A 14,052-nucleotide genomic window follows, 5' to 3' on the forward strand; every position below is an offset into this window, starting at 1 on the left:
ACCCGGCGGGGCCGGTTCCCGGTGGAGCCCGCCCGTCCCCCACCGAGCCGGCAGACAGCGCCCTCACCCGCCCCAGGAAGTTCTCATGCCCGAGCAACTCCTCTTCATCGACCTGACGAGTGCCGATCCCCGAGAGCGCGGCCGGCAGTACGGCTCTGCCGCACGCGAACTGATAGCACGCTCCGTCGACTTCTACGCGGAACTGTTCCAGCGCACCGCGGGCCTGCGGTGGGAGGAGGCCACCGCCCGGGCCCGCGCCTGGGTACCCCTCGTCGACGACTATCTGCCCGGCATCCTCGACGAGATCCGCGGCATCGCCGAGGGCGCCGAACGGGACTTCGAGGAGATCCTCGCCCTCAACGCCCGGTTCGAGCTCAGCCAGTCCAACCCCTTCGACGACAAGGCCGACGAGGGCTGCACGTCCTTCGCACTGCTGGCCCAGGCCAACGGTGTCGGCCATGTGCTGTGCGGTCAGAACTGGGACTGGCGCGAGCGGGTCGCCGACACCGTCGTCGTCCTGCGCGTCCAGCAACCCGGCCGGCCGACGTTCATCTGCCAGACCGAGGCCGGCCAGGTCGGCCGGCACGGCGCCAACTCCGCCGGCCTCGCCCTCAACGCCAACGGCCTCGGCGGTGGCTTCGAGACCGGGCTCAGCGTGCCCGGTACCTTCGTCCGCCGCAAGATCCTGGAGTCATGGGACGTGTACGACGCGCTGCGGGCCGCGTTCCAGGTCACCCAGTCCGCCCCCAGCAACCTCCTCATCACCCACCGCGACGGCTTCGCGATCGACCTGGAGACCACGCCGGGCCGGCACGGCTGGATGTACCCCACCGACGGACTCCTGGTCCACGGCAACCATTTCCAGGCCTTCGTCCCGCCACAGATCGAGGGGACGTACCGGCCCTTCTCCGTCGACTCCCTCTTCCGCGTCCCCCGCGTCACCGACGGCCTGCGCGCCGCCCGGACCATCACCTCCAGCTCCGCGCTGCGGGCTCACGTGCGCGAAGTGATGAGCGACCACTTCGCACATCCCAACGGGGTGTGTCAGCATGCCGATCCACGGCGCCACGAGGCCGACCGCTACCAGACGGTGGTCTCCAGCCTGGTGGACCTCAGCACCGGCGAGTACCTGCTGACCGCGGGTCTGCCGTGCGAGAAGGCGTACGTGCAGGCGCCCTGGAACCTGTACGACGGCCCCGCGGCACCCACCCGCCCGGCATGGGGCCAGTCGTCGTCCCCCGCTCCGCACACAGCCGCCCACACGGGCTGACCGCCCGGCGACGGCACCGCATCCCCTCGTCCCCGTCCCTCACCCCTGGAGCCTCGATGCCCCGCGCCCTCAGTCCGCGTCCGCCGAGACGGTCCACCGGCCTCCTCGGCGCCCTCCTCACCCTCGCCGTGTTCACCGCAGGCTGCGGCGGCACCGCCGGTTCCGTCGCCAAGGACGACGGCGGTGCCGGTGGCGGCAAGCAGGCCGCCCGTCCCGAGGCCCGGCCGAACAGCGCCAGCTGCGGCAAGGACTCCCGCACCATCAAGCACGACCTGGGCACCACCACGGTGACCGGCAAACCCAAGCGCGTCGTCGCCCTCGAATTCTCCTTCGTGGACGCCCTGGTGAACGCCGGCGTCAAACCCGTGGGCATAGCCGACGACGGCAAGCCCGAGCGCATCCTCAAGCCGCTGCGCGACGCCGTCGGCCACTACACCTCGGTAGGTCTGCGGCAGTCCCCCAACCTCCAGGTCATCAAGTCCCTCAAACCCGACCTCATCATCGCCGACAGCCAGCGCGACGCCGCGGTCTACGCACAGCTGAGGAAGATCGCGCCCACGGTCGCCCTGGCCAGCAACGCCGCCGACTACGACCGGGTGATGAACAGCGAGGTGGTGGTCGGCGAGGCGGTGGACGCGTGCGATCGGATGACGGCGGCCCTCGCCGAGCACCGCAAGACCATGGCCGCCCTCAAGGCCCGGGTCCCCAGCGGTGACAAGCGCAGGATCGTCTTCGCCATCACCTACGACAAGGGTGTCAGCGCCCAGACCCAGCGAGCCTTCGCGCCCACCGTCCTGCGCGGTCTGGGACTGACGACCGTGCCCTCCACCGACGGACAGGACGCCACCCTGAGCATGACCCTGGAGTCCATGGTCACCACCGCTCCCGACGTCCTGTTCATGGCACGCAACACCCCCAGGACCCTCAGCGACCAGTGGCAGTCCAGCGAGTTGTGGAAGCGCATCCCGGCCGTGAAGAACAAGGCCACCTACGTGGTCGACGGCAGCGTCTGGTCCAAGGGCCGGGGGACCCTCGCCGCCGAGACGATCGCCCGCGAGGCGATCGAGAAGCTGTTCCCCGCCTCATGAGCGCCCCGGCAGCCGCAGTGAAGTCGTCCCTGGCCGGCCCGGCCGGCCGGGGACGGGACCCGCGGCTCGTCCTCGTGGCCGTCGCGGTCGCCGGCCTGGGCCTGCTGGCCGTCGGCATGCTGTGGGCCCTCTCCCTCGGCAGCGAACGGATCGGCTGGTCCTCGGTCGCGCACGCGTGGTTCTCGGCGGACTCCCCGGCCGAGCAGATCGTACGGACCATCCGGATGCCGAGGGTGCTGCTCGCGGCCCTGGTCGGCGCCAACCTCGCCGTTTCCGGCGCGGTGATGCAGGCGATCACGGCCAACCCGATCGCCTCACCCGACATCATGGGCGTCAACGCCGGCGCCGCCGTGGTCGTCGTCGCGGCCATCACCGTCGTGCCGTCGATGGCCGGCGCCCCCTCCATCCTCCTCGCCTTCGGCGGCGCGGCGGCGGCGGGCATCACGGTGATGGTCCTGGCCGGCATGGGGACGGGCAAGGTCAGCCCGGTCCGGCTCGCGCTGGCCGGAGTGACCGCCAGCAGTCTGCTGGTCTCCCTCACCCAGGTACTGGTCATCTTCCACGAGAACGACACGCAGTCGGTGCTGTTCTGGCTCGTCGGCGGCGTCAACTTCGCCCAGTGGCACGACCTCACCACCGCCCTGCCCTGGACGGCCGCCGGGCTGCTGGTCGCCATGGCGCTGGCCAAGTCGCTCAACATCCTCGCCCTGGGCGAGGACATGGCCCGCGGCCTGGGCCAGCACGTGGAACGCACCCGGGCGCTGGGCGCCGCCGTGGTCATCGTGCTGTGCGGCGCCTCGGTCGCGGTGGCCGGACCCATCGCCTTCATCGGGCTGATCGCGCCGCACATCACGCGCAGACTCGTCGGCTCCAACCACCTGCGGGTCCTGCCCGTGGCGATGCTGGTCGGGGCCGTCCTCACCGTCTACGCCGACATCGGCTCCCGCTATGTGAACCCACCCTTCGAGGTACCCACCGGCGTGGTGACGGCTCTCGTCGGGGCACCGATCTTCATCTATCTCGCCCGACGGCAGAAAGTCACGCGATGACCGTCAACGTAGCCGTGGGACGACCCGTGCGCCGCACCGTCGTCGCGGCCCGCAGACCCTGGATCCTGGTCGGCTCGCTCCTCGTGCTGGCCCTGATCGGCAGCTTCGTCAGCCTCACGATCGGGGCCACGCCCATCCCGTTCGCCGATGTCCTCACCGCACTGGCCGGGCGGCGCAGCAGCGACGCCGCCGAGGTCGTCCTCGACTTCCAGCTGCCGCGGGTGCTGCTGTGCTGGGTGGTCGGCATCGGCCTCGCCGTGTCCGGCGGGGTGATGCAGGGAGTGATCCGCAACCCCTTGGCCGCGCCCGACATCGTGGGCGTCACCAAGGGCGCCGGCTTCGCGGGCATGCTGCTCGTGCTGACCCTGCCGTCCGCGTCCGTCGCCCTGGTCCCGCCCGCGGCCTTCGCCGGGGGCCTGATCGGAGCCGGAATGGTGTACGTCTTCGCCTACCGGCGCGGGGTCTCCCCGGTCCGGCTCGCGCTGGTGGGCATCGCCGTCAGCGCCACCTTCGAGGCGGGCATCCGGTACCTGCTGGTCAAGTACCCCCTGGACGTCAACGCGTCCCTGATCTGGCTCACCGGCAGCCTCTTCGGACGGTCGATGGAGACCGTGTGGATGGCGCTGCCGTGGATCGCCGTGCTCGTCCCGGTGGTGCTGATGCTGGCGCGGCGGCTGGACGTGCTGGGACTCGGCGACGACCTGGCGACCGGGCTCGGCGAACCCGTCGAGCGCACGCGCCGCCGCCTGCTGCTGCTCGCCGTGGCCCTCGCCAGCGTATGCGTCGCCGTCGCCGGGACCATCGCGTTCGTCGGTCTGATCGCACCTCACATCGCCCGCCGCCTGGTCGGAGGCCGGCACCTGGTGCTGCTGTCGGCAGCGGCCATGACCGGCGTGCTCCTGATGCTGCTCGCGGACACCGTGGGCCGCGGCATCGCCCCGCCCCTGGAGATACCCGCGGGCGTGGTCACCGCCGTCATCGGCGGACCGTACTTCCTCTATCTGCTGGTCAAGCTGGGCAAGTAGGAGCGACCGATGAGACTGCAGGCGCACAACGTCCAACTCGCCTACGACACCCGCGTGATCGCCGAGGATCTCTGCCTGGCCGTTCCGGACGGCAAGGTGAGCGTCCTGATCGGGCCCAACGGCTGCGGCAAGAGCACGGCGCTGCGGGCACTCGCCCGGCTGCTGCCGCCGCGCGCCGGCCAGGTGGTGCTGGACGGCAAGTCCATCCAGAAGACACCGACCCGTGAGGTGGCCCGGCTGCTGGCGATCCTGCCCCAGGTGCTCACCGCGCCCGAGGGCATCACCATCGAGGACCTGGTGGCGTTCGGGCGTCATCCGCACCGCTCGTCGCTGAAGGTCCCCTCGGAGGCCGACCGTGAGGCCGTCGAGTGGGCCATGGAGGTCACCGGGGTCGCCGACATGCGGCACGCCCATGTGGACCAGCTCTCCGGCGGCCAGCGGCAGCGGGTGTGGATCGCCCTGTGCCTGGCCCAGGAGACCGGCATCATCCTGCTGGACGAGCCCACCACCTACCTCGACGTCGCCTACCAGCTCGAGGTGCTGGACCTGCTCGCGGACCTCAACCGGGACCACGGCACGACGATCGCGATGGTCCTGCACGACTTCAACATGGCCGCGGAGTACGCCGACCACATCTTCGTGATGCACTCCGGCGCGCTCGTCGCCGAGGGGACCCCCGTGGACGTCCTCACCCCCGAACTCATCCAGCGGGTCTTCGGCGTGGAGTCACGGGTCGTCGACCACCCCGTCAGCGGCAAGCCGCTGTGCATCCCCGTGCGCCAGGAACGGACCACCCGCCCGGCGCCTGGCCGGCGCGGCGCCCGCGCGATGGCGGCCGGCGCCACCTGAGCGTCCGCCGCACACCGGTACCCGCGCGCAACGCCGGCCGGTGGCGCCTCCTCCCCGGGGGCGTACACCGCCGCTCCCGCGGATCACCCTCTGCCCTCTTCGGCCTCCGCCCCTCCTTTCGCGTGCCCCGCGCACCACGAGAACGGATCACCGCGTATGTCATCGACCGTCGACAGCCGCCTGCCCGAACTGCACCACGCCCACCGGGATGTGACGGGCGGCTGGCTGCGCCCCGCCACCTTCGGCGTGATGGACGGCCTCGTCTCCAACTTCTCCCTCGTCGCCGGTGTCGTCGGTGGCGGCGCCCCCGCCCACACCGTGATCCTCACGGGCCTGGCCGGACTGGCCGCGGGCGCCTGCTCCATGGCCACCGGCGAGTACACCTCCGTCTCCTCCCAGCGTGACCTGGCCCACGACGAGATAGCGATCGAACGACGCGAACTCGAGACCAATCCCGACGAGGAGCTGCGCGAACTGACCCTGATCTACGAGGACAAGGGGCTGCGCCCGGAACTGGCCGCCGAGGTCGCGCGCGAGATCACCGCCCAGCCCGAGGTGGCCTGGCGCGTGCACGTGCGCGAGGAACTCGGCATCGACCCCGACGACCTGCCCTCGCCCTGGACGGCGGCCGCCTCGTCGTTCGCGGCCTTCGCGGTCGGCGCCCTCGTGCCGCTGCTGCCGTTCTTCCTCGGTGCGGTGGGCATTCTCCCGGCGCTCGTCGTCAGTGCCCTGGCGCTCGTCGTGACCGGCGGCGGCATAGCCCGGCTGACGGCACGTCCGATGTGGTTCGGCGGGCGCCGGCAGCTGCTGCTCGGCGGCCTGTCCGCCGCGGTGACCTACGGTGTCGGTCTGCTCGTCGGGGCGAGCGTCTCATGACCGGGCCGATCGCTCACCGCAGCGGCGGTGTGACCGGTGCGGCGCCTGCCCTGCGTACCGTCGCCCTGGTCAAGCAGGTACCGCGGGAGGGCGGTTCGGGAGACCTCGGCCCCGACGGCCGGCTCCGGCGCACCGCCGGGGAGGCGGAGATGAACCCCTGGTGCCGGCGTGCCGTGGCCCAGGCCGTCCGGCTCGCCGCCGGGCCGGGCGGCCGCAGCTCCGTCGTCACCATGGGGCCCTCCCGCGCCGTGGACGTCCTGCGCGAGGCCCTCGCCTGCGGCGCCGACGAGGCGCTGCACCTGACGGATCCCGCCTGGGCCGGCGCCGACTGCCTGGTGACGGCCCGGGTACTGGCCGCCGCCGTCGACGCCCACACCGGCGCCGATGTGATCCTCGTCGGGCGCAGTTCCGTCGACGGCAACACCGCCGCCGTCGGACCCATGGTGGCCGAGCTGCTCGGACTGCCCTTCGTCGGGGCGGCCCTGGAGATCGACGTGGCCGAGGAGGACGGCGTCCGCGTGCTGCGCACCACATTGCAGTCCGACGAAGGGCTGCGCAGCGTGCAGGTGGCCCTGCCCGCCGTGGTCGCCGTCGCCGAGCGCTCGTGCCAGCCGGCCAAGGCAGCCGCCGACACCTGGCCCGGCACCGACCGGGTCCGCACGCTGACCCGAGCCGGCCTCGGACACGCCGGCCCCCTGCGCAGCCCCACCCGGGTGACCGGGTCGCGGCGGCAGGCGCGGTCGCGCACACCGGTGCTGTTGTCCGGCACCCCCGAGGAGCAGGTGGAGCGCGCGCTCGACCTGTGGCGGTCCCGGACGGGGCCGTCCGCCGCGACCGCCCCTGCCTCCCCGGCCGTGCCACCGCGCCGCGTCGGTCCGTCCGGCCGGGTCCTGGCCCTGACCGGGCCCGCGGAGACCGCCGAACCACGGGCCCTGCTCGGCGAGGCCGCCGCCATCGCCGCGCACTTCGGCGCCCAGGTGACCGCCGTCGTCCAGCCGGGCACCGACACCGGCGCGTTCGCGTCGTGGGGTGCCGACGAACTGCTGGTGCTCGACGGGGACGCGGCACGGCCGGCGGTGGCCGTGCTGCACGACTGGATCACCGCCCACGGCCGGCCACTGGCCCTGCTGGGCGCCGCACGCTCGTGGGAACGGGAGGTGCTCGGACGGCTCGCCGCACGCCTGGACAGCGGCCTGATGTCCGACCTCGTCGCCGTGGAACCCCGAACCGACGGCACCGGTGCTCCCCGCTTGGCCGGCACCAAGCCGTCCGGCCAGGCCACCCTCGCGGAGATCGACAGTCTCGGACCCGTACAGATCGCGACACTGCGCACCGGCAGCCTGCCCCTGCGGACCCCGCGGGCCGTCGCCGGAGCGCTGCCCACGCGGCAGGTCGACGTGCCGCCGGACCCCGCCCTGCAGGCGGGCCCGCTCAAACCGGACGGTGACTACGACGCCCTGGAACGGGCCCGGACAGTCATCGGCGTGGGCCAGGGGGTGGATCCGCAGCGGTACGCGGAGCTGGAACCGTTGCGGCTGCTGCTGGGTGCGGAGCTGGCCGCCACGCGCAAGGTGACCGACACCGGCCGGCTGCCCCACTCGAGGCAGCTGGGGATCACGGCGCGCGCCATCGCCCCCGAGCTGTACCTGGCGCTGGGCGTCTCCGGCAGCACCCGGCACATGAGCGGCGTGGAGCGCGCGACGACCGTGCTGGCAGTGAATCACGACCCCACCGCGCCGGTCTTCGCGCAGTGCGACATCGGCATCGTCGCCGACTGGGCGGCCGCCGTACGCGCCCTGTGCGCGGCCCTGGCCAAGCGCGGGGCGGCGACCGGCGAGCGACCCGCCGAGCCGGGAGACTAGCCTTGCGGCATGGCAACCGACATCCGCACCGAGCCGACCGCCACCGATCCGACGCGGGGCCCCTGGCTGCTGTTGATCTACCGCGTCCCCAACGAGTCGTCGGGGGCGCGCGTGGCGGTGTGGCGGCAGCTGAAGCGGCTGGGCGGTTTCTATGTGCAGCAGGCGGTGTGCGTCCTGCCCGACCGCGGGGACCTGAGGGAGAAGCTGACCCGGGTGCGCGACCGCATCGACGAGCTGGGGGGCTCCAGCGTCTTCCTGACCCTCACCGATGTGGAGGAGGACGCCCGCGTCCAGTTCGTCGAGGGACTGCGTGGCCAGTCGGCGAAGGAGTACGCGGAGATCGTCGAGGAGTGCGAGACGAAGTTCTTCAAGGAGATCGAGTTCGAGCGCTTCCGCGGCAACTACACCTTCGAGGAGGCGGAGGAGATCCGTCAGGACCTCGAGAAGCTCAAGCGCTGGCTGGGCAAGGTCGAGTCCCGGGACTGGATGGACGCCGACGGCAAGGAGCTGGCCCGGCAGAAGGTCGCCGAGTGCGAACGCATGCTGGAGGAGTTCGAGGCGGACGTCTATGAGAGGACCGTCAGCGACGTGGGATGATCCGCCGTCCGGTGAGGGCGGCGGCTCACGCGCGGCGCCGTCCGCCTCTGCGCCCGCCCGCGTGGGCCCTGGCCGCGACGTGTGCGTCGAGCAGCTCCCTGAGCTGGTTGCGCTTGTCGAAGGTCTCCATCGCGCGCTGCTCGTCGCGCGCCGCCACGGCCAGCGTGAGCGCCTCCAGCACGATGAGGAACATGCTCTGCCCGCCGTACATCTCCGGGCGCCCCGTGGGGGCGGACAGCACGGCGTCGGTCCGCTCCTGCAGCGCTTCGCGCAGCGTGTCGGTCAGCAGGACGACCCCCGCCCCCGTGTCCGCGGCGTGCTGGAGGGTCACCTCCAGCTCGGGCCGGATGCGGTTCTGCGCGATGACGAGGACCACGTCGTCGGGGCCGAGCGGCAGCAGCCGGTCCACCAGCTGGAACCCGGTCTCCGAAGCGGGCCGCGCCCGGTAGCCGAGCCGGTTGAGACGGGTCACCGTGTACTCGACCAGGCTCGCGTCCCCGCCCAGGCCCCACACCAGGGTCTCGTGGGCGCCGGCGACGAGTTCCACCGCGGTGCGGAAGGCCGCCGGGTCGAGAGTGCGCCCCAGTTCGTTGAGCAGCTCCGCCCGTTCGGCGAGCAGGCTGCCCACGACGCCCTCGGGGCCCTCGCTGAAGTTGCTGATCGTGTTGTGCAGCAGGTGGGTGGGCGTCAGGAGCGTGCCGAGATGCTCCTGCAGGGTGCGCTTGAGCCCTGGAAGGCCTTCGAAACCAAGGGACTTGGCGGTGCGGACGACGCTCGCGTCACTGGTGCCGGTGGCCGTGGCGATCTCCTCGGCGGAGGAGAACGCCGCCTGCTGGGGATGTTCGCACAGGTAGGTGGCGACCTTGCGCTCGGTGGGGGTGAGCGAGTCGTAACGTGCGGTCACCCGCTCCTGGAGGGTCGAGAGTTTGCGGGCAGCGGCGGTCACGGCTCTCCTCGGCTCGCCGGCGAGTGGTGTGTAGCGGATACTACGCGCCGGGAACGGTTCACGACAAAGAGTCGGCGGCCGGGCCGGGAGTCCGCTCCCGGCCCGGCCGCCGACCCGCGTCGCAGGGGTCACGACGATCCGGGCCGTACGTCGATGATCAGGCTGACGGTGAAGGCGGCCATCAGCAGGACGCCCCCGAGCACGGCCAGTCCGGCGTCTGCGAAAAGGCCGATGGACAGGGCCACCAGCAGCAGCGCCAGGGCCAGCACCACGGCGACCGCGATCTTCCAGTCGTCGCCGACGATGAAGTCGTACCAGAACCGTCCGAAGGATTTCAGCAGGCTCATCACGCGTTCTCCTCGATCGGTCCGGCGGCGGCCGGCGTGCTGGTGCTGGACGTGCGCAGGGCCGCCACGAGGCCTCGGCTCAGCAGGAACCACGCGGCCAGCAGGACGAGGAGGGCCAGGTCGCCGCCCGGCCACTCCAGACTCTCCCGGCCGGCCCGGAAGATGCCGGTCCCCTCCACGACCCAGTAGGTGCCGAACGAGGCGAGCAGCAGTCCGACGCCGTACTTGAGCAGGTTCTCGTCGATCATCGACAGCGGGCGGCGCACGGCGAACGCGATGCCGAGCACGACGACCACGGCGGCCAGGGCACCCACACTCGCCGCGGGCACGTTGTCCGCGTTCAGTCCGAAGGTGATGACGATGAAGACGACCTCCATGCCCTCCAGGAACACGCCCTTGAAGGACACCATGAAGGAGAACATGTCGAGCCGGCCGGTGCGCTGCCCGGCGGCCTCGGCCGCTTCCACCTCCTCGCGGTAGATGGCGTCCTCGTCGTGGATGGCCTTGCGGCCCGACGAGCGCAGGATCGCCTTCCTCAGCCACTGCAGGCCGAATATCAGCAGCAGGCCGCCGATGACCAACTGCAGTGCCGCTTCGGGGAACCAGCGCTCGAGCGCGTAACCGGCGATCGAGGTGACCACGGCGAGCAGGGCCAGGGCGGCGGCCACTCCGGTGAGTGCCGAACGCCAGCTGCGGGTGTAGCCCATCGCCATGACGATCGTCGTCGCTTCGACCATTTCCACGAAGCAGGCGACGAAGGTCGCGGCGATGAGTCCCCAGGTTGCCGCATCCACGGCGGCTCCTCTCTCGGGTGTGCGAAACATATGTTGCATCGCTACGCTAGTTTCGTGAAGCAGATGTTGTCAATCATTGTGGGGAGGGTCCCCGAACGGGCTGACGCCCCGTCAAGAACGGAAGGAAGTTGCGCGAATGGACCACCTCGAGGGCGGACGGAACCGCTTCGGCACCGCGGACGTGCTCACCGTCGGTGGCGAGGAACACGCGATGCACCGGATCTCCGGCATCGCGCCGCCCGACTGGCCGTACACGATCAAAATCCTGTTGGAGAACCTGCTGCGCCACGAGGACCGCGGGGCGGTGACGCCTGATCAGGTCCGGTCACTGCTCGCCTGGGGCTCCCCGGACTCCTTCGCGCAGGCCGTCGACATCCATCCGGCGCGCGCCTTCCTGCACGACACCAACGGCGTGCCGGCCCTCGCCGACCTCGCCGCGCTGCGTACCGCCGTCGCCGAGCGCGGCGGCGATCCCGCACGCGTCAACCCGGTCGTACCCGTCGAGCTGACGGTCGACCACTCGGTCGTCGCCGACGTGACGGCGCGGGCGGACGCGGCCGAGCGGAACGTGGCACTGGAGTACGAGCGCAACGCGGAGCGGTTCCGGTTCCTGAAGTGGGGCCGCGGCGCGCTGCGTGACGTGGTGGTGGTACCGCCGGGCACCGGCATCATGCACCAGATCAACCTCGAACACCTGGCGCGCGTGGTCATGGCCCGCGACGGCTGGGCCTTCCCCGACCTCTGCCTCGGCACCGACTCGCACACCACCATGGTCGGCGGCCTGGGCACGCTGGGCTGGGGCATCGGCGGCATCGAGGCCGAGGCCGCCATGCTCGGCCAGCCCCTGTCCATGCTGATACCGCCCGTCGTGGGCGTACGGCTCGACGGCGAACTGCCCGGGGGCGCCACCGCCACGGACCTGGTCCTGACCCTCACCGAACTCCTGCGTCGGCACGGCGTGGTGGGCAAGTTCGTGGAGTTCCACGGCCACGGCGTGGCCCGTCTCTCCCTCGCCGACCGGGCCACCCTCGCCAACATGGCCCCGGAGTACGGCGCGACCTGCGGCTACTTCCCGATCGACGACGAGACCCTGCGCTATCTGCGGTTCACCGGCCGGACCTCCGGGCACGTGGCCCTCGTCGAGGCCTACGCGAAGGAACAGGGCCTGTGGCACCTGCCGGACGCGCCGCCGCGGTACACGGAGACCCTTCGGCTCGACCTCGCCACCGTCGTGCCGTCACTCGCGGGCCCGAGCCGCCCGCAGGACCGTGTGCCGCTGAACCAGGTGCGCGCCGCGGTGCGCGACACACTGCGCGAGCGGACCGGCGCCCGTCAACCGGGAAGCGCCACCCCGGCGTCCCACGGCACGCCCGAGCAGGTCACGGACGCCGCCGTCGTGATCGCCGCGATCACGTCCTGCACCAACACCGCCAACCCCTCGGTGATGGTCGGCGCGGGACTGCTCGCCCGCAACGCCGTCGCCCGCGGACTGCGCAGCAAGCCGTGGGTGAAGACCAGCCTGTCGCTCGGGTCCCGCGTCGTCATGGACTACCTGGACGCCGCGGGGCTGACGCCGTACCTGGAGCAGCTGGGCTTCCACCTGACCGGCTACGGCTGCATGACGTGCATCGGTGCCTCCGGCCCCCTGGCCGACGGCGTGGGGGAGACGGTGCGCGAGCAGGACCTCACCGTCGCCGCGGTGCTCTCCGGGAACCGCAACTTCGAGGGCCGCATCCATCCCGAGGCGCGCATGAACTTCCTCGCGTCACCTCCCCTCGTCGTGGCCTACGCCCTCACCGGAACGGTCGACACGGACCTGACCAGCGACCCTCTCGGCACCGGACAGGACGGACGCCCGGTCCTGCTGAGGGACATCTGGCCGAGCGCCGACGAGATACGGCAGGTCATCACCTCCACCGTCAGGCCGGACATGTTCACCCGCGCCTACGCGGACGTGTTCACCGGCGATGCGCGCTGGGAAGCCCTCGACGCGCCGCCGGGCGAGCTCTTCGACTGGCCGGACGACTCCACCTACTTGCGCCGACCGCCGTTCCTGGACGCGGTGGGCGACGAACCCGACCCGGTCGCGGACATCCGTGGCGCGCGGGTACTGGCCAGCCTCGGCGACTCCGTGACCACGGACCACCTTTCGCCGGCCGGCGCCATACCGCCGCAGAGCCCGGCCGGGCGTCACCTCGTCGCGCGCGGCACACCGCCCACCCGGCTCAACACCTACGCCTCACGGCGCGGCAACCACGAGGTGATGATGCGCGGAGCTTTGGCCAACGTCCGGCTGCGCAACCGGCTCGTCCCAGGTACCGAGGGCGGCTTCACCCGCGACTTCACCGCCGGCGGAGCGGTCACCACGATCCACGACGCGGCCGCCGCCTACCGCGCTGCCGGCATCCCGCAGATCCTGCTGGCCGGCAAGGAGTACGGGACCGGATCGTCCCGCGACTGGGCTGCCAAGGGCCCTGCGCTGCTCGGGGTGCGAGCCGTCCTCGCCGAGTCCTTCGAGCGCATCCACCGCTCCAACCTGGTGGGGATGGGCATCCTGCCCCTCCAGTTCCTTGCCGGCGACAGCGTCACAGCGCTCGGACTCACCGGGGAGGAGGTGTACGACGTCATCGGCCTCGCGGCGGCGCTCGAGGACGGTGCCGGCGGTGCCGCGCCCACCCGCACCGTGCGGGTGCGGGCCGGCGGGCGGACCTTCCGGGCCGCCGTGCGCCTGGACACACCCCGCGAGGTGACCCACTACCGTCACGGCGGCATCCTGCCCTACGTGCTGCGCGGGATCACCACGCGGACCGGCCAAGGCGAGGCATGAGCGCGGCACGCCGAGCAGCCTGGCGAGACACGGGCCGATGCGACACCCGCGGCCACCTCTCGACGTCCTCCGGCCCCGGCGCGGGCGGCAACGGCCCGATGGGCGACCCCGGTTCGTCCGGCACGGTCCATGACCGTGACCGTCCCCGCGGACGGGCCGGCAGTCATGCGCCCAGCGGCCGTTCGCCAGAGCCGGTGAGGCCCGAACTTCGCCGCCCGGCTGCGGAGACGAAGGCTGAACAGTCACCGGGACGTCAGCCTTGCACACCCCGGCGGCACGCCCGGGGACCGCCGTCCCGCACCACGGCGCGCAGTCGGATGCCGTATGGACATCGTGCTCGGACGGATACCGGGCGCCGACGGCCGGCGAGTACCCGGTCGCATGCCCGGGGAAGGCCACAGTCGCGCGACCGATGCTCTCCCGCCGCGTCCTCACCAGACTGACCGCCCGTCAGCCGAAGGCGGTAGCCGGCTTCCGACCACCGGGGTGCTCTCCGGCGGTCGGGGGCCGCCGCGACCCGCA

At 72.0% G+C, this 14,052-nt stretch carries 12 protein-coding genes; 9 read left to right on the plus strand and 3 right to left on the minus strand.

The annotated features are described in order from the left end of the window. The first annotated feature begins 85 nt into the window (after nucleotides 1–85). From OO52_RS34215 to OO52_RS34250, 8 genes are all read left to right on the plus strand, one after another. The gene (locus tag OO52_RS34215; RefSeq protein WP_063738823.1) at nucleotides 86–1,270 is read left to right on the plus strand and encodes a C45 family autoproteolytic acyltransferase/hydolase; all 1,185 of its coding nucleotides are present in this window, start codon (nucleotides 86–88) and stop codon (nucleotides 1,268–1,270) included. 56 nt (nucleotides 1,271–1,326) lie between these two features. Then, entirely contained in the window at nucleotides 1,327–2,358 is a 1,032-nt protein-coding gene (locus tag OO52_RS34220) for an ABC transporter substrate-binding protein (RefSeq protein WP_048910334.1), read from the plus strand. After that, nucleotides 2,355–3,407: a FecCD family ABC transporter permease gene (locus OO52_RS34225; protein WP_030939052.1), complete on the plus strand. Its 1,053-nt coding sequence runs from the start codon at nucleotides 2,355–2,357 to the stop codon at nucleotides 3,405–3,407. The genes OO52_RS34220 and OO52_RS34225 overlap by 4 nt, the downstream gene beginning before the upstream one ends. Next, entirely contained in the window at nucleotides 3,404–4,432 is a 1,029-nt protein-coding gene (locus OO52_RS34230; protein WP_051847902.1) for a FecCD family ABC transporter permease, read from the plus strand. The genes OO52_RS34225 and OO52_RS34230 overlap by 4 nt, the downstream gene beginning before the upstream one ends. Nucleotides 4,433–4,441: 9 nt before the next feature. After that, nucleotides 4,442–5,281 carry an ABC transporter ATP-binding protein gene (locus tag OO52_RS34235; protein ID WP_037671078.1) on the plus strand — a complete coding sequence of 280 codons (840 nt, stop codon included), beginning with the start codon at nucleotides 4,442–4,444 and terminating at the stop codon, nucleotides 5,279–5,281. Between the two features lie 156 nt (nucleotides 5,282–5,437). Then, nucleotides 5,438–6,157 (plus strand): VIT1/CCC1 transporter family protein, encoded by a 720-nt coding sequence (locus OO52_RS34240; RefSeq protein ID WP_030939058.1) that lies wholly within the window; start codon nucleotides 5,438–5,440, stop codon nucleotides 6,155–6,157. After that, a complete protein-coding gene (locus tag OO52_RS34245) occupies nucleotides 6,154–8,019 on the plus strand; it encodes an FAD-binding protein (RefSeq protein ID WP_030939060.1) in 1,866 nt (621 codons plus the stop codon). Before OO52_RS34240 ends, OO52_RS34245 begins: the two co-directional genes overlap by 4 nt. Before the next feature lie 9 nt (nucleotides 8,020–8,028). Then, on the plus strand, nucleotides 8,029–8,616 hold the full coding sequence (locus OO52_RS34250) for a Chromate resistance protein ChrB (protein ID WP_030939063.1): 588 nt from the start codon (nucleotides 8,029–8,031) through the stop codon (nucleotides 8,614–8,616). Between the two features lie 25 nt (nucleotides 8,617–8,641). Here the strand turns inward: OO52_RS34250 and OO52_RS34255 are convergent, their stop codons facing one another. The 3 genes from OO52_RS34255 to OO52_RS34265 all read right to left on the minus strand — a co-directional run bounded on the left by OO52_RS34255 (nucleotide 8,642) and on the right by OO52_RS34265 (nucleotide 10,703). Further along, the gene (locus OO52_RS34255) at nucleotides 8,642–9,562 is read right to left on the minus strand and encodes a MurR/RpiR family transcriptional regulator (protein WP_048910337.1); all 921 of its coding nucleotides are present in this window, start codon (nucleotides 9,560–9,562) and stop codon (nucleotides 8,642–8,644) included. A gap of 128 nt (nucleotides 9,563–9,690) precedes the next feature. After that, nucleotides 9,691–9,909, minus strand: coding sequence for a hypothetical protein (locus OO52_RS34260; RefSeq protein WP_030939069.1), 219 nt, complete (start codon nucleotides 9,907–9,909; stop codon nucleotides 9,691–9,693). After that, nucleotides 9,909–10,703 carry a TMEM165/GDT1 family protein gene (locus OO52_RS34265; RefSeq protein WP_030939071.1) on the minus strand — a complete coding sequence of 265 codons (795 nt, stop codon included), beginning with the start codon at nucleotides 10,701–10,703 and terminating at the stop codon, nucleotides 9,909–9,911. The genes OO52_RS34260 and OO52_RS34265 overlap by 1 nt, the downstream gene beginning before the upstream one ends. Nucleotides 10,704–10,839: 136 nt before the next feature. Between OO52_RS34265 and acnA the strand changes: the two genes are divergently transcribed. Beyond that, the gene (gene acnA / locus OO52_RS34270; RefSeq protein WP_037671080.1) at nucleotides 10,840–13,530 is read left to right on the plus strand and encodes an aconitate hydratase AcnA; all 2,691 of its coding nucleotides are present in this window, start codon (nucleotides 10,840–10,842) and stop codon (nucleotides 13,528–13,530) included. The last annotated feature ends 522 nt before the right edge of the window (nucleotides 13,531–14,052 follow it).

Source organism: Streptomyces flaveolus (assembly GCF_000716535.1).
GTDB classification, from domain to species: domain Bacteria; phylum Actinomycetota; class Actinomycetes; order Streptomycetales; family Streptomycetaceae; genus Streptomyces; species Streptomyces flaveolus_A.